This is a genomic window from Rhodococcus gordoniae (genome assembly GCF_001646655.1).
Lineage (GTDB): Bacteria > Actinomycetota > Actinomycetes > Mycobacteriales > Mycobacteriaceae > Rhodococcus > Rhodococcus gordoniae.
In genome coordinates, this window is sequence record NZ_LPZN01000002.1 from 163,072 (window position 1) to 185,000 (window position 21,929).

Below are 21,929 nucleotides of genomic sequence, written 5' to 3' on the forward strand. Positions count from 1 at the left end.
ATGCACGAGCGTAAGAACCGCGGTTATTTCACCGAGGACGACGGTGTCTACCTGCCGACGAAGTACGCGACCAGTCCGTGGTCGGACACGATGCTCAACGGGCCGTGTGTGAGTGGCCTGGTGGCGCGTGAGCTCGAGATCCACCATGCCGTCGATGGTTTCGTCCCGTCCCGGTTCACGCTCGATCTCTTCAGGCCGGTGCGCAACGAGCCGATCACCTTCACCACCACCCGGGTGCGCGACGGCAACCGCATCCGCGTCGCCGACGCGAACCTGATGCAGGGCGGTGAGGTGTCGGCGCGCGCGACGCTCACCTTCCTCCGTAAGTCGGCACCGCCGCCCGGATCGGTGTGGATGCGTGGTGAGTCCCCGACGCCTCCGCCCGGTTCGCCGGAGACACAGCCGGGACCGCTCGAGTACTCGTCGTGGTACGGCAGCGACGGCCCGGGATGGACGCGGGTGCGGTCGGAACACCAGAACTCCGATCGCAAGCGCCTGTGGTCGCGGCAGCTGTCGATCATCGTCGGCGAGGAGCTGTCGCCGTTCGTCAACACCGCGACCGTCGGTGAGGGTACGTCGTTCGTGACCAACTGGTCGGACAAGGGTGTCGGCTACATCAATTCCGATGTCACCCTGGCACTGTCCCGTCTGCCGGAAGGACCGGAGGTCGGTATCGAGGCCGACAACCACATCAGCAGCGAGGGCATCGCGGTCGGCACGGCGGTGTTGTTCGACCGTCTCGGCGCGTTCGGCACCGGTGTGGTCACGGCGCTCGCGAATGCGCAACGGCAGGTCGATTTCGGCTGATCCGAACAGGAGTGATGTCATGCGCGTACGGCGGATCGTCGACCTGACCCACGTGATCTCCCCGGACATCCAGGTCTATCCCGGGGATCCGGCACCGACGTTCACACCGCACGCCACCGTCGAGACCGACGGATTCGACCTGATGCGCATCGACATGGGATCGCAGACCGGCACCCACGTCGACGCGCCCCGGCACGTGCGCAGCGGCGGCGCCGCGATCGACGCGGTACCGCCGGATGTCCTCGTCGGACGCGGTGTGGTGCTCGATGTGCGCGCTGGTGTCGACGCCGGTTCGCTTGTCACCGCCGACATGTGGGGCCGGTGCACGATCGGTCCCGGCGACATCGCGCTGGTCCTCACCGGCTGGTCGCGGTATTTCGGCACCGATCGGTATTTCGACCATCCGGCCATGAGCGTCGACGCGTGCCGGTGGTTGCTCGACCGCGGGGTCCGCACCCTCGGGATCGACGCGCCGAGCGTGGACCCTACGGGTGACGAGACGCTCGCGGCGCATCACGTGCTTGCCGAGGCGGGCGCGATCATCTGCGAGAACCTGCGCAATCTCGACGCGATCGACTTCGCGGATCCGCTCGTGTCCTTGTTGCCGATCCCGTTCGCCGGCGTCGACGGGGCCCCGGTGCGGGCGGTCGCGATGCAGATCGAGAAGTGACCGTCCCGCACCCGGGAGGTCGAGAACCGTCCGCAGAAAACCGGCCCGGCTATCGGCCGAGTGCCGTCGTGAGCGAGGACAAGTGGTCGCGGGTGACGGCGGCGGCGGTCACCCCGTCACGGTCCGCGATGGCGTCGTAGATGCGTCGGTGGGTATCGTGGTCGGCGTCGTCCCCGTGGGTGCCGCGCGTGCGGAGCATTTCGATCATGGCGTGACGGTTACGGGGTGTGAAGCCGTCGAACAGGTCGAGAAGGATCGGGTTGTGTGCGGCGATCACGATGGTGCGGTGGAAGACGATGTCGGTGTCGACGTGTTCCTCGATGGCCGTGCGATGGGTTTCGCGTTCCCGCAGTGACTTCTTCAATGCCCGCAGTTCGGCGGGGGTGCGGCGCGCGGCGGCAAGGGCCGAGGCCTCGACCTCGACGGCGATGCGGGCCTCGATCACGGCGAGGATGTCGGCGCGCGCGACCGTGCGCGTCCAGTTCTCGGGTGCGTCGAGAGCGGTGACGAACACGCCGGCGCCCTGCCGGGTGGTCAGGATGCCGCGTCCGGCGAGCTGACGGATCGCTTCGCGGACGGTGGAGCGGCCGACGCCGAGCTGCGGAGCCAGCGTCGTCTCGCCGGGCAGCTTGGCGCCGAGCGGCCATTCTCCGGATCGGATGCGCTCGAGGAGCAGTTCGGCGGCCTGGTCGGCGAGAGGCTCGCGGCGGACGACGGTCATGGTTCCATCATCGCAGAATCGCCTACTCCTCTACTTGTCTGAGGAGTTATGTTAGCCTTCGGGGCATGCGCTCCTTCGCGTTCCTTCTCCTTCGCCGCCACGGCGGGGCCTAGCCGGACCGGCTCCCCGTCGTGGAGTCGAACACGCGCCGGTCCCTCGTAACGACGATCGACGAAGGACTTCTCCGATGAGCACCAGCACGTTCCCGCGTATCTCCACTCCTGCCGGTCCGGTTCCTGCCGACGCCCCCGTCTGGAACAGGCAGCGGCACTCCGCCATGTCCTCACATCGCTACCGCGACGTGTACTCCCGCGTGGAGGTTCCACTGACGCAACGGAACTGGCCCACACAACGCCTGACCGCGGCCCCGCTGTGGGTGCCGGTGGACCTGCGCGACGGCAACCAGGCACTGGCCGAACCGATGGATCCCGGCCGCAAACGCCGCTTCTTCGAGCTGATGGTCGCGATGGGATACAAGGAGATCGAGGTCGGTTACCCGTCCGCCTCGCAGACCGACTTCGACTTCGTGTGCCTGATCGTCGAGACCGACATCGCGCCGCCGGACGTCACCATCGTGGTGTTCACCCCGGCACGTCGCGACCTCATCGAGCGGACGGTGGAATCCGTCCGGGGTGTCCGCAACGAGGTCGTCGTCCACATGTACACCGCGACCGCTCCCACCTGGCGCGAGGTCGTCCTCGACCGCGACCGTACCGCGCTGACGGAACTGATCGTCGCCGGTGGCCGCGACGTCCTGGAACTGGCCGGCGACCTGCCGAACGTGCGGTTCGAGTTCTCACCCGAGGTCTTCAACCTCACCGAACCCGACTACGCGCTCGAGGTGTGCGACGCGATCACCGAGTTGTGGGACGCGACCCCCGAACGGCCGGTGATCGTGAATCTTCCGGCCACCGTCGAGATCGCGACCCCGAACGTCTATGCCGACCAGATCGAGTACATGCACACCAACCTGGCGCGACGCGACGCGGTGATCCTGTCCGTGCACCCGCACAACGATCGCGGCACAGGTATCGCGTGCGCCGAACTCGCCGTCCTCGCCGGGGCGCAGCGGGTCGAAGGGTGCGTGTTCGGCAACGGGGAACGCACCGGCAACGTCGACATTGCGACACTCGCACTGAACCTCCACGCACAGGGCATCGATCCGATGATCGATTTCTCCGACATCGACGAGATCCGCCGCACCGTCGAATACTGCAATCGCATCGAGATCCACCCGAGGCACCCGTATGTCGGCGACCTGGTGCACACCGCCTTCAGCGGCACTCATCAGGACGCGATCAGGAAAGGGTTCGCCGAGCACCGGGCACGCGCCGTCGCCGAGGGCCGTCCCGAGTCCGAGATCGATTGGCGAGTACCATATCTGCCGATCGATCCCGCCGACATAGGACGTACCTACGACGCGGTGATCCGTGTCAATTCGCAATCCGGTAAGGGCGGGGTCGCCTACCTGCTCGAGAGCGAATACGGCATCGAAATGCCGCGTCGGCTCCAGATCGACTTCACTCGCCACGTGCAAGACCACACCGACACCAGTGGCGGGGAGGTCACTGCGACCGAATTGTGGGAGATCTTCGACGCCGCATATCTCGCACGGCCGGACGTCCCGGGTGCACCGGTGCTGCGCGCCTTCGACGTGACCGACGCGGGCACCACGATCACGCTGGGTGTCGGCGGCACCGAACACCGCAGTGTCCACGAGGGCGTGGGTCCCGTCGAAGCATCGACCGACGCTCTCGCCCGTCTCGGCATCGATATCGAGGTGCTCGGCCTCCATCAGAGCAGCGTCGGCACCGACGCACTCACCCTGATCGAATTCCGCAGCGGCGACGACACACGGTGGGCAGCGGGGCGTCACCGCTCCGTGCTCACCGCGAGCCTGCACGCGGTCGTCCGTGCTGCCGCCCGCATCCCGAGGCCACTCAGGACAGCTGGGTCACCACGATCCGTGTGACGCCGTAGAAGGCGGTACCCGCCGTGACGATCGCGAACAGCGCGATCCATACGGCCGCCGGCACGCGGGTGAGTCCGCGCAACTGGTCGGCGTCCGAACCCCGGCCACGACCGCGCGAATGGGTGCGGGCGAGTTCGAGGACCGGGCGGGTCGCGCCGAGGAGCAGGACCCATGTGATCAGGTACGCCGCGGTGTACCGGACGATCGGGTCCCCGAGATAGGCGGCCGCACCGACGAGCGCACCCGCGATCACCACCGAGACGAATCCGTACAGATTGCGGATCAGCAGCAACAGGACGGCGAGCGCGGCGAGGATCGACCACAGCACCGCGGCGGGCCGATCCAGGGTCAGCAGCGTCGCCGCCGCGAATCCCAGCACGGCCGGACCGGTGTACCCGGCGAAGGTGGTCGCGACCATGCCGGGGCCTCGCGGGTTGCCGGACGACACCATCACCCCCGAGGTGTCGCTGTGCAGACGGATGCCCGACAGCTTTCGGCCCACGAGCGCCGCGACCAGCGCGTGCGACCCCTCGTGCGCCTGCGTGACGACATGGCGGGTCTTCAGCCACAGCGGCCGAACGGTGACGAGCACGAGTGCGACGATCGCCGTTCCGACGACGACCATCGTCGGAGCGGGCTGGTCGACGGTCGACACGGCCTGCCAGGCGGAGGACACGACCTCCGTGAACGAGGTGGACACAGATCACCTTCCTCCGGGCCGGGCGCCGAGACTTCCGGCCCGGCGATAGCCTGATGAGCATGCCCGACCGCCGTACCCTCGAGATCCGCGCGGGTATCCAGGACTCCTGGGCCGTCGGGCTGGGACTGATCCCGCTGGGGCTCGCGTTCGGTGTGGTTCTCACCCAGGGCGGGTTCGAATGGTGGTGGGCGCCGATCTTCTCCACCGTCATATACGCGGGGTCGATGGAGTTCCTCGCGATCGGTCTGATCGCGGCGGTCACGCCGCTCGCCTCGGTCGCCGCGGCGACGCTGCTGGTGAACTTCCGGCACGTCTTCTACGGCCTGTCGTTCCCGCTGCACCGCATCCGCAGCCGGCTCGGGCGTCTCTACGGCGTCTATGCGCTCACCGACGAGTCGTACGCGATCGTCGCCCCCAAGGCACGTGAGCCGCTCTCGGGTACCCGCATCCTCACGGTCCAGGTGCTCTGCCAGCTGATGTGGGTCGTGTCGGGCACGATCGGCGCGTTGATCGGGGCAGTGCTCCCCGACGGGCTCGCCGGACTCGAGTTCGCCCTCACGGCACTGTTCGCGGTGCTTGCGATCGATGCCTTCCGCGCCAACCGCGACGTGCCGGCGCCGGTGCTCGCGCTGGTCTGCGGTCTCGTCGCATTGCTGGTCGCGAAAAGCCAGATGCTCGTCGTCGGGCTCGGGTTGTTCGTGGTGTGCCTGTTCGTGCGGTTCGTCTACCGGAACAAGGTGGCCCGTGCCTGAGTCGGTGCCCGGCGCCGGATACGTCCTCGGCGCTCTGGCGGTGATGTTCGTCGTGACGGTCGCGTTGCGCGCGGCGCCGTTCCTCGCGTTGTCGGCGCTGAAGAACTCCGCCTTCGTCGATTTCCTGGGCCGTACGATGCCCGCGGGCGTCATGGTGATCCTGGTGATGTACACACTGCGTGACGTGGGGGAGTCGACCTGGCTACCCGCGAGCGTCGGTCTCGCGGGCACGATCGCGGTGCATCTGTGGCGACGCAACGCCGCGCTGAGCACCGTTGTCGGGACGGGTCTCTATCTCGTCGCGTCGGCGTTCTGGACCTGAACCGGCGCGGCGACGGTCTCCTCGCGCTCGACGGCGTTCTCGGCGCCGGGGCGACGATGGCGCGCGGCGACCATCGCGGCGACGAACACCGCGATCGCGGCCAGGCACTGCGAGGTCCCGAGGACTTCGAGGAGAAGCTGCTCGACCCAGCCACCCGAGGACGCTTCACGCAGCAGGTGGTTGGGTCCGATGAGGAAGACCACGGTGGCGGGCAGCAGCACCGGCCACCAGCGGCGGTAGGCCGGCGCGATCAGCAGCGGCACGAGGAACAGGGCGTACACCCAGTGGTGGGTGACGGCGATCGGAGCGGCGAGCAGCGACGCCAGGCCCACCAGGGCCACCGCGACCACCGGCTCGTCGGCCCGCAGGAAGCGGTAGGCGGCCCACGCGGTACCGGCCACGATGATCAGCGCACCGGCCAGCCACAGTGCCTTGGCGGTGCCGTCGGAGAAGTCGAAGCGGGCGATGAGACCGGTGAGGGCCTGATTGCGGAAGAACGACGGGTCGCCGGCACGGTCGGTCGCGAAGAACTCCGTCGTCCAGAAGTAGACGGTCGAATCGGGGCGCAACCAGTAACCGAACGCGACGGTCGCGGCGAAGGCACCCAACGCGCGGAATGCCGACGGCCAGTCGCGGCGCAGCAGGAAGATCAGACCGAAGGCGGCCGGGGTCACCTTGATCGCGGCGGCCAGCGCGATACCGACACCGCGGAAGCGCTTCGGGATCACGCCGAGCAGATCGGCGACCACGAGCGCCATGAGCACGATGTTGATCTGGCCGAACGTGAAGTTGGAGCGGAACGGCTCGAGCCACAGCACCGGCCCGAGCGACGCGGCGGCGATCAGACTCGGCTGGGACATGTCGAGTCGCCGGTAGACGACCCTGAGCACCCACCACACGAGAGCGATGAGCCCTGCCGTCCACAACACCTGCAGTGCGGTGCTGCCCACCAGCGCCATCGGCGCGAACAGGAACGCCGCGAAGGGTGGGTAGATGAACCGGAAGCCGGAATGACTGAAGAAGCCCTCCGTGTACAGGGGGGTGTGATGCAGGAAGGCCCAGCCGGCATCGCGGAAGACGTCGAGATCCATGAGGTACTCGTTCACCGCGTCGCGCATGTATCCCGCGACTGCCAGCGCCGAGACCGTCAGACCGATGGCGATCAGCAGGGATCGAACAGGTCGGGAACGGACTTCGGTCGACAGCACGGGCGATACCTCCCGGTCGGAAACAGGTGCGTCGCCACGTTACACAATCGTTGTCTTCGGGATCGGGCGACGAGAACAATGCCTCCCCAGCCGTTTTGACGGAGATTTCCGTTTCGCACGCTTGCCGGGTGAGGTGGATCACAGTGCGGGAAGGCCTCGGCCGTCTGTTCGCGAGGAGAGTATTCGGCTTTCCGGCCCTTGCATCGGAAAGCCGAATACTTCCGTAGCGGAGTCAGTCGACGCTGCTGATCTCGTTCGGGGTGCGCGGCAGTTCGGCCGAGCGAATCTCCCCGGAGGTCACATCCACCGCGTGCAGCGAGTCGGTGGTGGGATCGGTGACGAACGCCGTCCCGTCGCGCACCTCGAGTGCGGGCCGGGGTGCCTGCCACTCGTCGGGTTCGGTCCACGGCTCGAGTACCTCGATCCGCCGGACGATCTCCCCGGACCCGGGATCGATCACGTGAAGGTTGCCGTCGGTGCCGAGGACGAGTGCTTCACCCGCCGGCCCGCGACCGAGTGAGCGGAAGGTGTAACTCGTGCCGAGGTCGACGAGGCGCACCGACGCGGTTCGGGTGTCCACGAGCGCGACGCGTTCGGGGCGTTCGAGTTCCGCGTCGGGATCGATCTTGTAGTCGCCGAGGACGATGGTCGAGTCCTCGCTTCCCGCCTGGTTCCCGATCCGGCCGTACGGGTCGGGCACCGGCGCCTTGGTGAACGATCCGTCGCGGAAGATGACCGTGCCGTCCTCGCATCCGAAGGTGACGCCCCCGTCGGCCGCGACCGTCTCACCGTGGACGCCGGGGCACTCGTCGGTGCGCGCGATCTCGGTGCCGTTCTCGTCGAGCAGTGCCACCCCCGTCCGCTTCTCGGAGTCGCCGAGGGTGACGAGCATGCCGCCGTCGGGCATCGGGACGGCCACGCCGTGGTGGGCCTCGGGGAGCGTGCGGCTGTCGAGGGTCGGGAGTTCGGTCGCCGAGGCGAGGTCGGCGGGGTCGAAGACGTCGATGCGTCCGGTGCCGTCGTCGAACAGCGCGGTGACCCCGGCATGCGGCACGACGTGTCCGGGCTTCTCCGCGGTGAACGTCAGGCCGGTGAGAGCGGGCGCTCCGGAGTAGTGGTGGCCGTGGTCGCCGTGCGCCTCCGTCCAGCTACCGGTGTCGAGGACGCGGAATCCGCCCTCGGTGGAGATCAGCACGTGCCGTCCGTCGCCGGCGGGGGAGAGTCGGTTGAAGCCGTCGAGTGCGAAGTCGCCGACGACGGTGAGGTCTTCTTCGTCGACGACGAGGACGCCGCCGTCGTAGGTGACGACGAGGCGTGGTTCGGCGCTCGCCACCTCCGCGGCGGCGGTGGATGTGGGCGTCTCGGGGGTGTCGGCCTCTGTCGTGCCGGTGCATGCGGCAGCGAAGGTTGCAGCGACGGCGGTGAGGGCGGCGCCGCCGTAGCGGGAGAGCGTTGTCATGCAGAAAGGAATAACCGCTATCGAAAATGAATGTCAAAGTCTGGAATGCGCATGCGTGCATGGACCCGGCAGGCGCCGAGGTTGCAGTTGTCGTCGAGAATTCACCGAAACATCGACAACGACCACGGTTTCAGCCGCGGGCGCGACCTGCGGCCGGAACGACCGGGATCAGTCGTGCCACTCGATGGTCTCGTCGAGCGTGGCGCGATCCGTGCGACACGCATTGGCCGGATGCGCCTCGTCGGCGTAGCCGAACGAGATGGCGCAGACGATGTCGCGGTCGTCGTCGATGTTCAGTTCGCGTCGCAGCGCGGTGGAGGTCATTGCGACGGCAGCCTGCGGAACGGCGGCGATGCCGAGCGATTCGGCGGCGAGCAGCAGCGTCGAGACGTACCCACCGCAGTCGACCGCCCCGTATACGCCGAGGGCCTTGTCGGTGGTGATGATCGCGACGTGCGGCGCGCCGAAGAAGCGGTAGTTCTCGAGCATCTGCTCGGTGCGGCGCTGGTAGTCGTCGCGGGCGATACCGAGCGCGTTGTACAGGGCATAGCCGGCACCGCGTCGACGTTCGGCGTACGCGCCACGGTATTCGGCGGGCCCCGGGATGTCGGGATCCGGATTGCCGGAGGTCGCCTGCGCGTAGACGGCCTCGCGCAGGCGGTCGGTGGTCTCGCCGCTGACGATGTGGGTCTGCCACGGTTGCGAATTGCACCAGGACGCCGTGCGCTGCCCCATGAGCAGCATGCGTTCGATGTCCTCGCGCGGGACCCGCTCGGCCAGGAACGCGCGGCAGCTGAAACGAGTGTCGAGGAGGGACGACAGCGTGTCGGCGGCAGAAGTCATGGCACCACGATGGCACAACATTTCAATTAGCGTTCGCTCAGCCTGTGGGAGAGGGAGGCAGCTCTTCGTTCGGCTTTCCGGCACCTGCCCGGGAACGTCGAACAAAGGGTCAGACGATGTCCTCCTCATGGCCGGGAGCGACGCGACGCAAGCCCCGGTACGCGTCGGTCGGCGTGCTCTTCCCCGTCACCACCGCCGCGACCTCGGCCGCGATGGGCATCTCCACCCCGTACTCGTGTGCGAGTTCCATGACCGTCGGCGCGGTCTTCACTCCCTCGGCGACCTGCCCCAGTGCCTCGACGGCCTCGTCGATGCCGAGTCCGCGCGCCAGCGCCTCTCCGATCCTGCGGTTCCTCGACGACGGGCTCGTGCACGTCGCGATCAGATCTCCCATGCCCGTGAGCCCGGCGAACGTACGCGGGTCCGCGCCCATGGCTTCCCCGAGCCGCGTCATCTCCGCCAGTCCGCGGGAGAGGACCATCGCCCGGGTGTTGTCGCCGACGCTGAGCCCTTCGGCCATTCCGGCCGCGATCGCCACGATGTTCTTGAGGATTCCGCCCAGTTCGCAGCCCAGCACGTCGGTGTTGCGGTAGACGCGGAACAGCGACGTGGCGAAGAGGGGTTGCAGTGCGGCTCCCACTGCCTCGTCCTGCATCGCGACCACCGCCGCGGCGGCCATCCCGTCGGCGATCTCCCCGGCGATGTTCGGCCCGGCGAGTAACCCGACGGGATGCCCCGGCAGGCATTCGGTGATCACCTCGGTGGGCCGGAGTCGCGTGCCCGGCTCGAGACCCTTGACGAGGGAGACGACCGGTACCCACGCTCGCACCTCGTCCGTGACCTGTTCGAGCGTCTTGCGCATCGCATGCGACGGGACACCGACGACCAGGACGTCTGCTTCGCGCGCGGCCGCGGCCAGATCGGAGGTTGCGCGCAGGCTCTGCGGCAGAGGGCGTTCACCGAAATACCGGCGGTTGCGGTGCTCGGTGTCGATCTCACGGGCCGTGTCGTCGTTCCGCGCCCACAGTGTCGTCGGAGTGTTCCGCGCGGACAGGGAGGCGAGCGTGGTGCCCCACGACCCGGATCCGAGAACGACGACGCGAACCGCACGAGCCATCGGTGACCTTTCGTCCGTACATGAGCAGGTAGGGACAGGTTGTCAGTTTTCCGGGTTCGCCGGGTCGTGTTTGTGCTTCCGTGGTCCTCACGGGGTGAATCGTCTGTGGACTCCCACGAGGAACGGATTGTGACGCCGCCACGTGGCACGATCGGAGCGTGCCCGGTAGACCCGTCACCGATCAGCGTCTGCGCGACCTCGCGTTGCTGCGCCGCGTCCGCGATCGCATCGATCGCGAGTACGCGCAGCCCCTCGATGTGGAGGCGCTCGCGCGGGGCGTGAACATGTCGGCCGGACATCTCAGCCGCAGGTTCCGCAGCGCATACGGCGAGTCGCCCTATTCGTATCTCATGACCCGGCGCATCGAGCGGGCCATGACCCTGCTGCGACGCGGCGACCTCACCGTGACCGAGGTGTGTTTCGAGGTGGGGTGCTCGTCGCTCGGTACCTTCAGCACCCGGTTCACGGAACTCGTCGGTGTGCCTCCGAGCGTCTACCGCACACAGGCATCCGAGGAGACGAACGGGATCCCGTCGTGCGTGGCCAGGAATGTCACCAGACCGATCAGGAATCGAGAAGCGCGGACGGGTCCGCCGGTCCTACCGTGATCGACATGGACATCACCATTCACCAGACATTCCTTCCGCACACCGATCCCGAGGCGTCCCTCGCGTTCTACCGCGATCTGCTCGGCTTCGAGGTCCTCAACGACGTCGGCTACGCCGGGAAGCGCTGGATCACGCTCGGACGCAGCGACACTCCCGGTACGTCCCTGGTGCTGTACCCGCCGGACGCCGACCCCGGCATCACGGAGGAGGAGAACGCCACCATCGCCGAGATGATGGCCAAGGGCACCTTCGCGTCGATCATCCTCGCCACGAAGGATCTCGACACGGCGTTCGAGCAGTTGCAGGCCGGCGACACCGAGATCGTCCAGGAACCCACCGACCAGCCGTACGGCGTCCGCGACTGCGCTCTCCGCGATCCCGCGGGCAACATGGTCCGCATCCAGCAATTGCGCTGACCGATCCGACGATCGGTCCTACTCTCCGATCGTTGTATTCGTTTCCGAGTCCGTACCGATACGAACACTGGAGTCTTCGATCATGACCTCGACGAAGGACGCACCGGCACACGAAGAGCACGTCGCCGACACCCACGACGCGATCCGGGTACACGGAGCACGGGTGAACAATCTCCGCGACATCAGCGTGGAGATCCCGAAGCGGCGGCTCACCGTGTTCACCGGTGTGTCCGGCTCGGGGAAGAGCTCGCTGGTGTTCAGCACCATCGCCGCAGAATCCCAGCGGTTGATCAACGAGACGTACAGCGCGTTCGTGCAGGGTTTCATGCCGACCCTGGCCCGCCCGGACGTCGACGTGCTCGACGGCATCACCGCGGCGATCATCGTCGGACAGGAGCGCATGGGATCGAACCCGCGCTCGACGGTCGGCACCGCCACCGATGCCAACGCGATGCTGCGCATCCTGTTCAGCCGGGTCGCGCAGCCGCACATCGGTCCGCCCAACGCCTATTCGTTCAACGTGCCGTCGGTGCGGGCGAGCGGCGCGGTGACGGTGGAGCGGGGCGCGGGGAAGACCCAGGCCGAGAAGGTGACCTTCAACCGGCTCGGCGGCATGTGCCCGCGCTGCGAGGGTAAGGGGTCGGTATCCGATTTCGACCTGACCGTGCTCTACGACGACGGTCTCTCTCTCGACGAAGGCGCCCTGAAGATCCCCGGCTACAGCATGGACGGCTGGTACGGCCGGATCTACCGTGGGTGCGGCTTCTTCGACCCCGACAAGCCGATCGCGAAGTTCACCGAGCGGCAACTCCACGACCTGCTGTACAAGGAACCCACCAAGGTCAAGGTCGAAGGCATCAACGTCACCTTCGAAGGGTTGATACCGAAGATCCAGAAGTCGTTCCTGTCCAAGGATCTCGATGCGATGCAGCCGCACATCCGCGCGTTCGTCGAGAAGGCGGTCGTCTTCTCCACGTGCCCGGACTGCGACGGTACGCGCCTCGCTCCCGAAGCCCGGTCGTCGAAGATCGACGGCAGGAGCATCGCGGACGTGTGCGCGATGCAGATCAGCGATCTCGCCGAATGGGTTCGAGGACTGGATCTTCCGCAGGTCGCTCCGCTTCTGAAGAGCCTCCGGCATCTGCTCGGCTCCTTCGCGGAGATCGGGCTGGGATATCTGTCGCTGGATCGCCCCACCGGCACGCTCTCCGGTGGAGAATCGCAGCGCATCAAGATGATCCGCCATCTCGGATCGTCGCTGACCGATATCACGTACGTGTTCGACGAACCGACGATCGGCATGCATCCGCACGACATCGCGCGGATGAACAACCTGCTGTTGCAGCTGCGCGACAAGGGCAACACCGTGCTCGTCGTCGAACACAAGCCCGAGGCCATCACGATCGCCGACCACATCGTCGATCTCGGTCCCCGCGCCGGCACCGAGGGCGGACAGGTGGTCTTCGAGGGCACCGTCGACGAACTACGTCGTGCCGACACCCTCACCGGTCGCCACCTCGATGACCGGGCGTCGCTGAAACCGACGGTGCGCACCCCGAACGGCGCCTTGGAGGTCCGCGGCGCCGACACGCACAACCTGCAGAACGTCGACGTCGACATCCCCCTCGGCGTGCTCGTCGTGGTGACCGGCGTGGCCGGGTCGGGCAAGAGCTCGCTGATCCACGGCTCGGTGGCCGACCGCCACGGGGTGGTCACGATCGACCAGAGCCCCATCAAGGGTTCGCGTCGCAGCAATCCCGCGACCTACACGGGTCTGCTCGAACCTGTCCGCAAAGCGTTCGCGAAGGCCAACGGCGTCAAGCCGGCCCTGTTCAGTTCCAACTCCGAGGGCGCCTGCCCGACCTGCAACGGTGCCGGTGTCGTCTACACCGACCTCGGAGTGATGGCCACCGTCGAATCGGTGTGCGAGGACTGCGAGGGCAAGCGTTTCCAGGCCGCCGTGCTCGAGTACACCCTGGCGGGACAGAACATCGCCGAGGTGCTCGGCATGTCCGTGGCGCAGGCGCAGGAGTACTTCGCCGAGGGCGAGGCGCGCACACCTGCAGCGTCGAAGATCCTGCAGCGACTGTCCGATGTCGGGCTCGGCTATCTGCGGCTGGGCCAGCCCCTGACCACCCTGTCGGGAGGTGAACGGCAGCGGCTCAAACTGGCCACGGCCATGGCCGAGAAGGGTGAGATCTACGTCCTCGACGAACCCACCACGGGCCTGCACCTCGCCGACGTCGAACAGTTGCTCGGCCTGCTCGACCGGCTCGTCGAGTCCGGGAAGTCGGTGATCGTCATCGAACATCACCAGGCCGTGATGGCCCACGCCGACCGGATCATCGACCTCGGTCCCGGCGCCGGCCACGACGGTGGACGCGTCGTCTTCGAGGGCACCCCCGCCGAATTGGTGGAGCAGCGGTCGACGCTCACCGGCGAGCACCTCGCCGAGTACGTCGGGGTCGGGGTCAGCGGCTGAAGTCCGGACGCTCCATCAGCCACGACACGGCCACACCCGCGACGAGCCCCCAGAAGGCTGCGCCGATGTTCCAGACGGTGATGTTCGAGGCGGTGACCACGAACGCGACGAGCGCACCCATGGTGTGCTTGCTCGCGAATCCGGCCACGAAGGCGCCCTGCAACGCCTTGAGCATCGCCAGGCCGCCGAGGGTCGCGACGAACGAGGCGGGCGCGGCGATCATCCACCGGACGAACAACGGTGCGAACAGTCCGAAGACGATCGCCAGCGTCCCGCACGTGATCGCCGCGGTGTACTGACGGGACCGTTCGCCCGACGACACGAGCAGCGCGTTGGTCGGCCCGGTCAGGCAGGTCGACACGGCACCGACGCAGGCGGCGGGGAAGGACCACAGCCCGCACACGATCGCCGAGACGTTGACGGGCGGGTTGTGGCCGGCCGAACGCAGCACCGCGATGCCCTGCCCGTTCTGCACGACCAGCACGGTGATGGCGAGCGGCACGACGAGTTCGAGGATCGCCGACCACGTGAACTGCGGGGCGGTGAACACCGGTGCGGCGAACACCGCGCTGTCGGTCCCCGACGGTGAGAACCGGCCCGACAACGCGACCGCGCACACCCCGGCGAGGAGCGCGCCGAGGATCGGCGGCATCCACTTACCCAGAACGGCAACGGAACTGAGCAGGAGAAAGACGATCACCATCGGGGCGGCGATCGCGACGTCGGAACCGAGCGCCGCCACCAGATCGATACCGAACTTCAGGAACACACCCGCGACCATCGCCATGACGATCGGCATCGGCAGGGCCTCCATCACCCGGCGGACCAGTCCCGAGGCCCCCAGCACCGTCACGAGGGCAGCGGTCACGAAGAACGCGCCGACCACCTCCGCCCAACTCAGGTGCGTCAGCGACCCGCCGACGAGCACCGTGCCCGGGATCGTCCAGAAGAACCCCAGGGGTTGCCGGTAGGCGATGCTCATCACGATCGTGAGCAGGCCGTTGAGTACGAACACCCCGAAGATCCACGACGCCAGTTGCGGCGCGCTCAACCCACCGGCGGCGCCGGCCGCGAGAATCACCGCGACCGGGCCCGTGCACGAGAAGATGAGGCCGATCAGACCGTTCGCGGCGTATCGCGGACCGAGATCCCGGAGTATGCCGCGCGGCCCGACGACGGGACGTACGGGACGTTCGTACAGGTCGGTCTCGGCGGTGGGGCGATCGTCCACGGCGGTCAATGGTCAACCTCGATCCTGTTGTCGGAACTTCGCGGCGAGCTCGCTGCGCGAGCGGATGCCGAATTTCGAATACACGCGGGTCAGGTGGTACTGCACAGTCTTGACGGACAGGAACAGCTCACCGGCGACCTCCTTGTTGGTGCGGCCCGACGCGACGAGTGTGGCCACAGCGCGTTCCTGCGGGGTGAGGGTCGTGAAATCCGAACGCAGGGAGTCTGCCTCATTGTCACCGGTACGAAGACCGCCGGCCTTGAGTTCCCGGTCGCAGCGTTCGACGTACGAGACGGCACCGAGCGACGAGTACAGTTCACGGGCGGTGCGGATCACCGCGTCGGCGTCGCGGCGGCGCCCCGCCCGGCGCATCGTCTGGCCGTACGCGAAGTTGATGCGCGCGCGGTCGTAGGGCAGTGGCAGCGTGTCGATCTCGTCGAGGGCGCTCTCGAAGGCGTCACGGGCAGCGTCGATGTCGCCACGTGCGCCGAGAATTCGGCCGCGTACATAGCCCAGCCGTGCCCTGGCGGACCGGTGCTCGCGCTCGGCGGCGAGTTCCTCGTGTGGACGCAGGAATTCGTCCGCCTCGTCCACCCGTCCGGTGACCACGAGGGCGTTACCGTACAAGTCCGGCCACGGCCAGTGCCCGGGTTCGTCGATCGCACCCCGGCCGCGCATGGTGACGATCGGCTGAAGGTAGCGCAGGACACTCGTGTAGTCGGAGACCACTTCGGCGCACTGCGCCAGACACAGGCAGGCGGGTACGAGCATCAGCGAGTAGTCACCGGTTCCGGCGCGAGCCCGATGGGCGTGCTCTCTTGCTGCACCCCAATTCCCGCGCAACGCGTGGACCTGGGCCCCGGTCCAGTGCACGAGCGGTCGGAGCAGATCGAGTTGCGTCGCCTCGAGTTGTGCCGCGGCACGGTCCACGGTGCGGAGAGCGTCGGACCATGCGCCCAGGGCGAACTGCGTTCGGGCGAGCCACGCCTGTGCCCACAAGGAGATCCGCAGCGACCCCCCGCGCAAGGTGGTCGGCTCTGCGGCTTCGAGTTCCGTGCGCGCGAGATCGGGCTGGTCGAGCGCGAGTGCGAGCCATCCCTCGGCCATGCGGATGCGCTGGCTCTGCGCCCCGAGCCGGATGGCGTCGGACAGAGCCGAATACGATTCGACCGCTTCGTCGACCCGTCCGGTCATCGCCAGTCCGAGGCCCCGGATGGCTCGCGACTCCACCACTGGAGGAGTTGTCTCGGGGAGGGTGTGCGAGGCGCGATCGGCCCACAGGACGAGGTCGTCGCCGCGCAGTCGTGCCAGCGAGTGCAGCACCATTCGCTGGGAGATCGTCGCAGCGAGTACAGGGTCGGACTCCGGGTCGTCGAGCATCGACCATGCTTCGGTGAGCAGATGATGGGCTTCCGCGGCCCGCCCCTTCTGGATCGCGAGATAACCCAGCACGGCATTGCGCATCGGCCCGCTCGGCACGCTCTCGATTTCGGGAACGAACGTCTGGGCCTGAGGGAGATCCGCCGCGCCGGTCAGTGCGTCGACACCGCGAATCATCCTGCGAGTCCGCAATTCTCGGTCGAGGGTGATGCGGCTGGAAGTGATCAGCGCTTCGGCTGCCTGGGACCAGGCGCCGTCGGCGGCGCAGCGCCGGGCATAGGAGTCGAGGCGGGCGGCGAGTTCCTCGTTACCGGTGGGCGTCGCGGACACGAGGTGGAACAGCCGGGCGCCTTCGTCGTCGACGATCGAGGCGGCCCGCTCGTGCAGACTGTGCCAGCGTGCCGGACCGATCTCGTCGGCCACGGCGGCACGGGTCATGGGGTCGGGGAACGACAACGACACCACGCCTCGTTGTTCGCGCATCGTGAGCAGACCGAGTCGGTGCGCTTCGTCGAGTGGTCCGGTGGTGTCGCCGATCTCGGCGAGTTCTGCGACGAGTGTGAGTGATTCGATGGATCCCCGCGTGGCGGCAGTGTCCAGGACGGCAACCGATTCGACGAGGGCACGCGTGTCCGGTGAACATCGAGCGAGGATGCGGGCCACCCTCCCGGAGTGTTGCCGAGGGGCCGGGAAGCGCGCCTGCCACCGATACCATTCGTCGCGGGGGATCTCGTCGAGGAGTTGCAGGACCGAGCGGGGATTTCCGAGAGTGTGCTCCTGCAGACGACGAGCCGTCCACGCGGACAGATCGACACCGATGCGATGTAGGGCGAGCTGCGCGACATCCGGTGGGGTCAGCGGACCGACGTGGATCGTGTCCACGCGATGATTGTTCGAGAGAAGGCGCGCGGTCGCCTCGGCGACATCGTCGGGAAGCACGTCGGGCACGATCCAGATCATGAGAAGGGGGCGTCCGTGCGCTCGCCGTATCGAGGAGGACAGCGACTGCAACGACTCGACGTCCGCGTAGTGCGCGTCGTCCACGACGATCACGGTCACATCGTCGATCCGATCGAGGAGAGTGCGGGCCGCTTCCACCGGGTCGCCCGCGACGACGGTGTCGCCGAGAAGCTGTTCGAGCACGGACCAGGGATGTCCGGCCTCCCAGGGCGCGCCGGATGCGTCATGGACGGCCAGGTCGTCGTGGCGAGCGACGAAATGCGAGACGAGGGAAGATTTTCCGACGCCGGACGCCCCCTCGACGAGGACGAGCGAGGGGACCCCCGCGCGGGCTTCGTCGAGGAGGCGTTCGAGTTGCATCAACTCGGAGTTCCGGCCGATCAGCACAGTGTTGCCCGTCACACGTCCACGGTAGTCGGCGCGGAACGGTCGGAACTGCGGACCGTCGAGACGATGCCGGCGGGACGGGGGACGAACCAGGTGACAAGACCGCCGGCGAGCGCGATCCCCGCGAAGATGTAGAAGTTCACGTTGTTCGCGAAGCCCGCACCGATCAGCAGTCCGCCGATGACCGGGCCGACGATGCCGCCGAGGCGGCCGAAACCGGCGCACCATGCCACGCCGGCGGCGCGGGCCGGGGTGTCGTAGTAGTTGGACACGAAACCGTAGATGAGCACCTGGGTGCCGATCGTGCCCGTACCGGCGATCGCGACGGCGGTGAGCAGCACCGGCAGCGGGAAGCCGAGGGTCAGCAGCACCAGGGCCACGGCCGCGAGGAAGAAGGTGGTGACGATGACGGACTGCGGTCCCCGGCCGTCGGCGATCTTCGAGGCGAGCAGGCCACCGAGGATGGCGCCGCCGTTGAGGACGAGCAGGAAGGCGAGCGATCCGTTGGCGTTGTAACCGGCGTCGGCCATGATCTTGGGCAGCCACGTGTTGAGCCCGTAGGTGAGCAGCAGGCCGGCGAAGCTCATCATGCCGAGCAGGCCCGTACCGAGCGCGTACTTGCGGGTGGCGAGTGCTGCGAACCCGATCTTCTCGGTGGGAGCGACAGGTGCCGCGGACGGCAATGGGAAACCGAACTTCGCGCACACCTGCTGTGCCTCGTCGGATCGTCCCCGCGACTGCAGCCAGGCGGGCGACTCGGGAAGCTTGATCAGCGCCAGCGGAAGCAGGATGACGAGGGGCAGCGCGCCGATGAGGAACAGCCCGCGCCAGCCGATGGCGTCGCGCAGCAGGATGGCGAGCAGCGAGGCCAGGACACCACCGGCGGGGACACCGCTGTAGACGATGGCGTTGAAGAGGTTGCGCTTACCGGGCGGAGCGAACTCGGCGACCACGGCGCCGGCGGTGGCGACCAGGCCTCCGACCCCGATGCCGGTGAAGAAGCGGAGCGCACCGAACATCGGGATGCTCGTGGCGAAGGCGGCGGCGCCCATGCCGATCGAGAACCAGACGATGTTGATCAGCATCATCTTCCGCCGACCGACTCGGTCGCCGAAGGCTCCCGTCGTCAGTGCGCCGACCATGACGCCTATGAGGGCGTAGGAGCCGAGTGCACCGCCCTGCTGGGCGGAGATCTCGCCGAGCTGAGTGGGGTCGGCCATCAGCGTGGGGAGGACGGTGCCGTACACGACGAGGTCGTAGCCGTCGAAGATGATCGCGAGGGTCGCGAGCGCGACGATCCAGATGACGCTGCGCCGATGTTGTGGACTGGCCCAGGTCTGCGTGGCATGGATCATGGGTTACTCCGGTCTGTAAGGGGAGTCACAAGCTGATTCGGGGAGAAAAGTGGCCTCACCGGAGGGATCGGTGTCTCCGGTGAGGCCGAACGAGGGGCGGTCAGCCCAGATCGCCGCCGGCGACGGGAAGAACCGTGCCGGTGATGTAGGAGGCCTCCTCGGAGGCCAGGAAACAGATCGCGGCGGCCTGCTCCTCGAGCGTGCCGTACCGCTTGAGCAGGGAGGAGTCGACGGTCTGGTCCACGATCTGCTGGTACCAGCCCTTCTCCTGCGCCGACTGCGGGGACGGACCGCGAGCGATCCGTCGTTCCGGCGCGACGGTGCCGCCGGGCGCGGTCGCCACCACGCGAACGCCGTAGGGTGCCAGCTCGAGAGCGAGCGACGCGGTGATCGCGTTGACTCCGCCCTTCGCCGCCGAATACGGGACGCGGTTGACGCCGCGGGTCGCCACCGACGAGACGTTCACGATCGTCCCTGCATGTCGCTCGATCAGGTGCGGCGCGACCGCGCGGCACGTCCACAGGGTGGGGAACAGCGAACGCCGGATCTCCTTCTCGATCTCCTCCGGCGCGTAGTGCTCGTACGGCTTCGCCCAGATCGTTCCACCGACGACGTTGATGAGCACGTCGATGCGGCCGGTGGTCTGGATCGCGTACGAGATCGCTTCCTCGGCCCCTTCGAAGGTCTCCAGATCCGCCGTCACCGAGTGGGCCCTGCCGCCGGACTCACGGAGTTGCTCGGCCACCTCGTGCACGAGTTCCGCGCGGTCGACGAGCACGACCTCACCACCCTCGGCGGCGATCCGCGTCGCGACCTCGAGGCCGATGCCCTGCGCGGCGCCCGTGATCGTCAGGCACCGGCCGTCGAACCGGCCGGGAAAGATCTTCGTGTCGGTCATGAGGAGGCACCGGCCGTGGCACCGCTGGCGATCGCCCGGCGCATCGTCTCCTTGGCGTGCTGGGAATGGACGACGATCAGATCGCGCGCTGCGTTCTTGTCGCCCTTCTCGAACGCCTCGACGATCTTCATGTGCTCGTCGACGATGTGCTCCTCCACCCACTGCGCGTCGCGCAGGACCTGCTTCATCAGCCGGGTCACCTCGAGCTTGTCGTAGGCCTCGAGCAGGACCGGGTTGGTGCAGCAGCGGAAGAGGAACTCGTGGAAGGCCGCGTTGGTGTCGGTGAACGCTGCGGCGTCGGTGAAGTGCTCACCCTCGACCGAAGCGCCGGACGCCTCGGCGAGGATCCGGAACTCGACGAGCTGCTCGGGGGTGAGCCGGCCGATCGTCAGTTCGACGACGCCGAGTTCGAGAGCCATGCGGGCATCGAACTGCTCGTCCGATTCGGCGACGGGAGGGTGCTCCTCGCCGATCTCGTAGTTGCCGGGCTCGGGGTTCTCGAGCACCACCGGACGGCCGGTCTCGGCGGCAGCCTTCTCGGCAGCGGCCTTCTCCGCGTCCGTCGCCACCGGGGCGGTCGCCCCGCCCGGGGTCGCGGACGTGTTGAACTTCTCGAAGTAGAAGTTCGTCGGATTGATGCCGTTGTCCGACAGGTGGTTACGCACTGCCTCCACCATCGGCGGCGGACCGCACAGGTAGATGTCGACATCCCCGTCGTTGAGGTGCGACGGCTCGAACAGGCCCGTCACGTATCCCTTGTTGGGAGCGGACGACGACTCGTCGGCCACGCAGTAGTCGAACGTGAAGTTCGGAAGCTTCTTCGTGTACTCCTCGAGCTTGTCGAGTTCGACGAGGTCGTGATCGAAGGTGACGCCGTAGATCAGGTGTACCGGGTGGTCGGAGCCGTCGGTCTCGATCTTCGACAGGATCGACAGCAGCGGCGCCAGGCCGGTGCCGCCGGCGAGCAGCAGCGACGGGCGTTTGCGCTCGCGCAGGAAGAAACTGCCGAACGGGCCGGTGAACTCGAGGGTGTCGCCGACCTGCGCGCGGTCGCGCAGATACTCGGACATCAGACCGCCCTCGGTGATCTTCACCAGGAACGCGAGCGAACTCTCGTTCGGACCGGTGCTGAACGAGTACGAGCGGGTCGCGGGCCTACCGGTGCCGTCGTCGCTGCCGGGCACGCCGATGTTGACGTACTGGCCGGGCAGGAACACCAGGTCGTCGCGGTTGTCGATCTCGACGGTGAACCCGACGACGCTCTCGGAGAAACGGCGCAGGTCCGTAATGGTCGCGGTGTACGACGCAGCCGCGGTCTTCGCGACATCGGAGGTGCTCGCGATCTGCACCACGAGGTCGGATTCCGGCATCATCTGGCACGGCAGGCAGTAACCCTGCTCGGCCTCTTCGTCGGTGAGAGCGTCCTCGATGTAGTCGCCACCGTCGTAGCTGCCCGATTCGCAGAAGGCCTTGCATGTTCCGCACGCGCCGTCACGGCAGTCCAGCGGAATGTTGATGCGGGCCTTGTACGAGGCGTCGGCAACGGTCTCGTTGGGGTTGACCTTGATGAAGCGGGTGACCCCGTCCTCGAAGCTCAATGCCACCTGGTACGCCATGGCACGTGCCTCCTTTCGTGATGGG

General features: G+C 67.5%; 19 protein-coding genes. 8 read left to right on the forward strand and 11 right to left on the reverse strand.

The window, feature by feature from the left end:
* Window positions 1-807 (forward strand): acyl-CoA thioesterase domain-containing protein, encoded by an 807-nt coding sequence (locus tag A8G18_RS01335; RefSeq protein ID WP_064062429.1) that lies wholly within the window; start codon window positions 1-3, stop codon window positions 805-807.
* A 19-nt stretch (window positions 808-826) separates the two neighbouring features.
* A complete protein-coding gene (locus A8G18_RS01340; protein ID WP_064062430.1) occupies window positions 827-1,477 on the forward strand; it encodes a cyclase family protein in 651 nt (216 codons plus the stop codon).
* 49 nt (window positions 1,478-1,526) lie between these two features.
* On the opposite strand, the gene A8G18_RS01345 is transcribed toward A8G18_RS01340, so the two are convergent.
* On the reverse strand, window positions 1,527-2,198 hold the full coding sequence (locus tag A8G18_RS01345; RefSeq protein ID WP_064062431.1) for a FadR/GntR family transcriptional regulator: 672 nt from the start codon (window positions 2,196-2,198) through the stop codon (window positions 1,527-1,529).
* Window positions 2,199-2,385: 187 nt separating this feature from the next.
* Here A8G18_RS01345 and A8G18_RS01350 point away from each other — a divergent pair, with 187 nt between their 5' ends.
* On the forward strand, window positions 2,386-4,170 hold the full coding sequence (locus A8G18_RS01350) for a 2-isopropylmalate synthase (protein ID WP_064062432.1): 1,785 nt from the start codon (window positions 2,386-2,388) through the stop codon (window positions 4,168-4,170).
* Here A8G18_RS01350 and A8G18_RS01355 read toward each other — a convergent pair.
* The gene (locus A8G18_RS01355) at window positions 4,139-4,870 is read right to left on the reverse strand and encodes a M50 family metallopeptidase (RefSeq protein WP_064062433.1); all 732 of its coding nucleotides are present in this window, start codon (window positions 4,868-4,870) and stop codon (window positions 4,139-4,141) included. The genes A8G18_RS01350 and A8G18_RS01355 overlap by 32 nt on opposite strands.
* Window positions 4,871-4,923: 53 nt before the next feature.
* Here A8G18_RS01355 and A8G18_RS01360 point away from each other — a divergent pair, with 53 nt between their 5' ends.
* Both A8G18_RS01360 and A8G18_RS01365 read left to right on the forward strand, forming a co-directional pair.
* On the forward strand, window positions 4,924-5,622 hold the full coding sequence (locus A8G18_RS01360) for an AzlC family ABC transporter permease (RefSeq protein WP_064062434.1): 699 nt from the start codon (window positions 4,924-4,926) through the stop codon (window positions 5,620-5,622).
* Complete coding sequence (locus A8G18_RS01365) at window positions 5,615-5,944, forward strand: branched-chain amino acid transporter permease (protein ID WP_016933208.1); 330 nt, start codon at window positions 5,615-5,617, stop codon at window positions 5,942-5,944. The genes A8G18_RS01360 and A8G18_RS01365 overlap by 8 nt, the downstream gene beginning before the upstream one ends.
* Here the strand turns inward: A8G18_RS01365 and A8G18_RS01370 are convergent.
* The 4 genes from A8G18_RS01370 to A8G18_RS01385 all read right to left on the reverse strand — a co-directional run bounded on the left by A8G18_RS01370 (window position 5,914) and on the right by A8G18_RS01385 (window position 10,571).
* A complete protein-coding gene (locus tag A8G18_RS01370) occupies window positions 5,914-7,152 on the reverse strand; it encodes a glycosyltransferase 87 family protein (protein WP_064062435.1) in 1,239 nt (412 codons plus the stop codon). The two genes, A8G18_RS01365 and A8G18_RS01370, sit on opposite strands and share 31 nt — an antisense overlap.
* A 232-nt stretch (window positions 7,153-7,384) precedes the next feature.
* Window positions 7,385-8,611 (reverse strand): zinc metallochaperone AztD, encoded by a 1,227-nt coding sequence (gene aztD, locus A8G18_RS01375; protein WP_064062436.1) that lies wholly within the window; start codon window positions 8,609-8,611, stop codon window positions 7,385-7,387.
* Between the two features lie 168 nt (window positions 8,612-8,779).
* Window positions 8,780-9,454, reverse strand: a complete 675-nt coding sequence (locus A8G18_RS01380; RefSeq protein ID WP_064062437.1) for a nitroreductase — start codon at window positions 9,452-9,454, stop codon at window positions 8,780-8,782.
* 109 nt (window positions 9,455-9,563) lie between these two features.
* Window positions 9,564-10,571, reverse strand: coding sequence for an NAD(P)H-dependent glycerol-3-phosphate dehydrogenase (locus tag A8G18_RS01385; RefSeq protein ID WP_064062438.1), 1,008 nt, complete (start codon window positions 10,569-10,571; stop codon window positions 9,564-9,566).
* Between the two features lie 158 nt (window positions 10,572-10,729).
* Between A8G18_RS01385 and A8G18_RS01390 the strand changes: the two genes are divergently transcribed.
* The 3 genes from A8G18_RS01390 to A8G18_RS01400 all read left to right on the forward strand — a co-directional run bounded on the left by A8G18_RS01390 (window position 10,730) and on the right by A8G18_RS01400 (window position 14,077).
* On the forward strand, window positions 10,730-11,179 hold the full coding sequence (locus A8G18_RS01390; RefSeq protein ID WP_064062439.1) for a helix-turn-helix transcriptional regulator: 450 nt from the start codon (window positions 10,730-10,732) through the stop codon (window positions 11,177-11,179).
* Window positions 11,180-11,184: 5 nt separating this feature from the next.
* A complete protein-coding gene (locus tag A8G18_RS01395) occupies window positions 11,185-11,595 on the forward strand; it encodes a VOC family protein (RefSeq protein WP_026003156.1) in 411 nt (136 codons plus the stop codon).
* Between the two features lie 82 nt (window positions 11,596-11,677).
* Complete coding sequence (locus A8G18_RS01400; RefSeq protein ID WP_064062440.1) at window positions 11,678-14,077, forward strand: ATP-binding cassette domain-containing protein; 2,400 nt, start codon at window positions 11,678-11,680, stop codon at window positions 14,075-14,077.
* On the opposite strand, the gene A8G18_RS01405 is transcribed toward A8G18_RS01400, so the two are convergent.
* The 5 genes from A8G18_RS01405 to benC all read right to left on the reverse strand — a co-directional run bounded on the left by A8G18_RS01405 (window position 14,067) and on the right by benC (window position 21,904).
* A complete protein-coding gene (locus A8G18_RS01405; RefSeq protein ID WP_064062441.1) occupies window positions 14,067-15,308 on the reverse strand; it encodes a benzoate/H(+) symporter BenE family transporter in 1,242 nt (413 codons plus the stop codon). The genes A8G18_RS01400 and A8G18_RS01405 overlap by 11 nt on opposite strands.
* A 12-nt stretch (window positions 15,309-15,320) precedes the next feature.
* The gene (locus A8G18_RS01410; protein WP_064062442.1) at window positions 15,321-18,050 is read right to left on the reverse strand and encodes a helix-turn-helix transcriptional regulator; all 2,730 of its coding nucleotides are present in this window, start codon (window positions 18,048-18,050) and stop codon (window positions 15,321-15,323) included.
* Window positions 18,047-19,390, reverse strand: coding sequence for an MFS transporter (locus A8G18_RS01415; protein WP_064062443.1), 1,344 nt, complete (start codon window positions 19,388-19,390; stop codon window positions 18,047-18,049). The genes A8G18_RS01410 and A8G18_RS01415 overlap by 4 nt, the downstream gene beginning before the upstream one ends.
* A gap of 100 nt (window positions 19,391-19,490) precedes the next feature.
* A complete protein-coding gene (gene benD, locus A8G18_RS01420; protein WP_064062444.1) occupies window positions 19,491-20,288 on the reverse strand; it encodes a benzoate diol dehydrogenase BenD in 798 nt (265 codons plus the stop codon).
* Window positions 20,285-21,904, reverse strand: a complete 1,620-nt coding sequence (gene benC / locus A8G18_RS01425) for a benzoate 1,2-dioxygenase electron transfer component BenC (protein WP_064062445.1) — start codon at window positions 21,902-21,904, stop codon at window positions 20,285-20,287. Before benC ends, benD begins: the two co-directional genes overlap by 4 nt.
* Between the last annotated feature and the right edge of the window lie 25 nt (window positions 21,905-21,929).

Excerpts from the sequence above, each read along its gene's own strand:
- A8G18_RS01335 (WP_064062429.1), top strand. The coding sequence starts at position 1 with ATGCACGAGCGTAAGAACCGCGGTTATTTCACCGAGGACGACGGTGTC.
- A8G18_RS01340 (WP_064062430.1), top strand. The coding sequence starts at position 827 with ATGCGCGTACGGCGGATCGTCGACCTGACCCACGTGATCTCCCCGGAC.
- A8G18_RS01345 (WP_064062431.1), bottom strand. The coding sequence starts at position 2,198 with ATGACCGTCGTCCGCCGCGAGCCTCTCGCCGACCAGGCCGCCGAACTG.
- A8G18_RS01350 (WP_064062432.1), top strand. The coding sequence starts at position 2,386 with ATGAGCACCAGCACGTTCCCGCGTATCTCCACTCCTGCCGGTCCGGTT.
- A8G18_RS01360 (WP_064062434.1), top strand. The coding sequence starts at position 4,924 with ATGAGCATGCCCGACCGCCGTACCCTCGAGATCCGCGCGGGTATCCAG.
- aztD (WP_064062436.1), bottom strand. The coding sequence starts at position 8,611 with ATGACAACGCTCTCCCGCTACGGCGGCGCCGCCCTCACCGCCGTCGCT.
- A8G18_RS01380 (WP_064062437.1), bottom strand. The coding sequence starts at position 9,454 with ATGACTTCTGCCGCCGACACGCTGTCGTCCCTCCTCGACACTCGTTTC.
- A8G18_RS01385 (WP_064062438.1), bottom strand. The coding sequence starts at position 10,571 with ATGGCTCGTGCGGTTCGCGTCGTCGTTCTCGGATCCGGGTCGTGGGGC.
- A8G18_RS01395 (WP_026003156.1), top strand. The coding sequence starts at position 11,185 with ATGGACATCACCATTCACCAGACATTCCTTCCGCACACCGATCCCGAG.
- A8G18_RS01400 (WP_064062440.1), top strand. The coding sequence starts at position 11,678 with ATGACCTCGACGAAGGACGCACCGGCACACGAAGAGCACGTCGCCGAC.
- A8G18_RS01415 (WP_064062443.1), bottom strand. The coding sequence starts at position 19,390 with ATGATCCATGCCACGCAGACCTGGGCCAGTCCACAACATCGGCGCAGC.
- benD (WP_064062444.1), bottom strand. The coding sequence starts at position 20,288 with ATGACCGACACGAAGATCTTTCCCGGCCGGTTCGACGGCCGGTGCCTG.
- benC (WP_064062445.1), bottom strand. The coding sequence starts at position 21,904 with ATGGCGTACCAGGTGGCATTGAGCTTCGAGGACGGGGTCACCCGCTTC.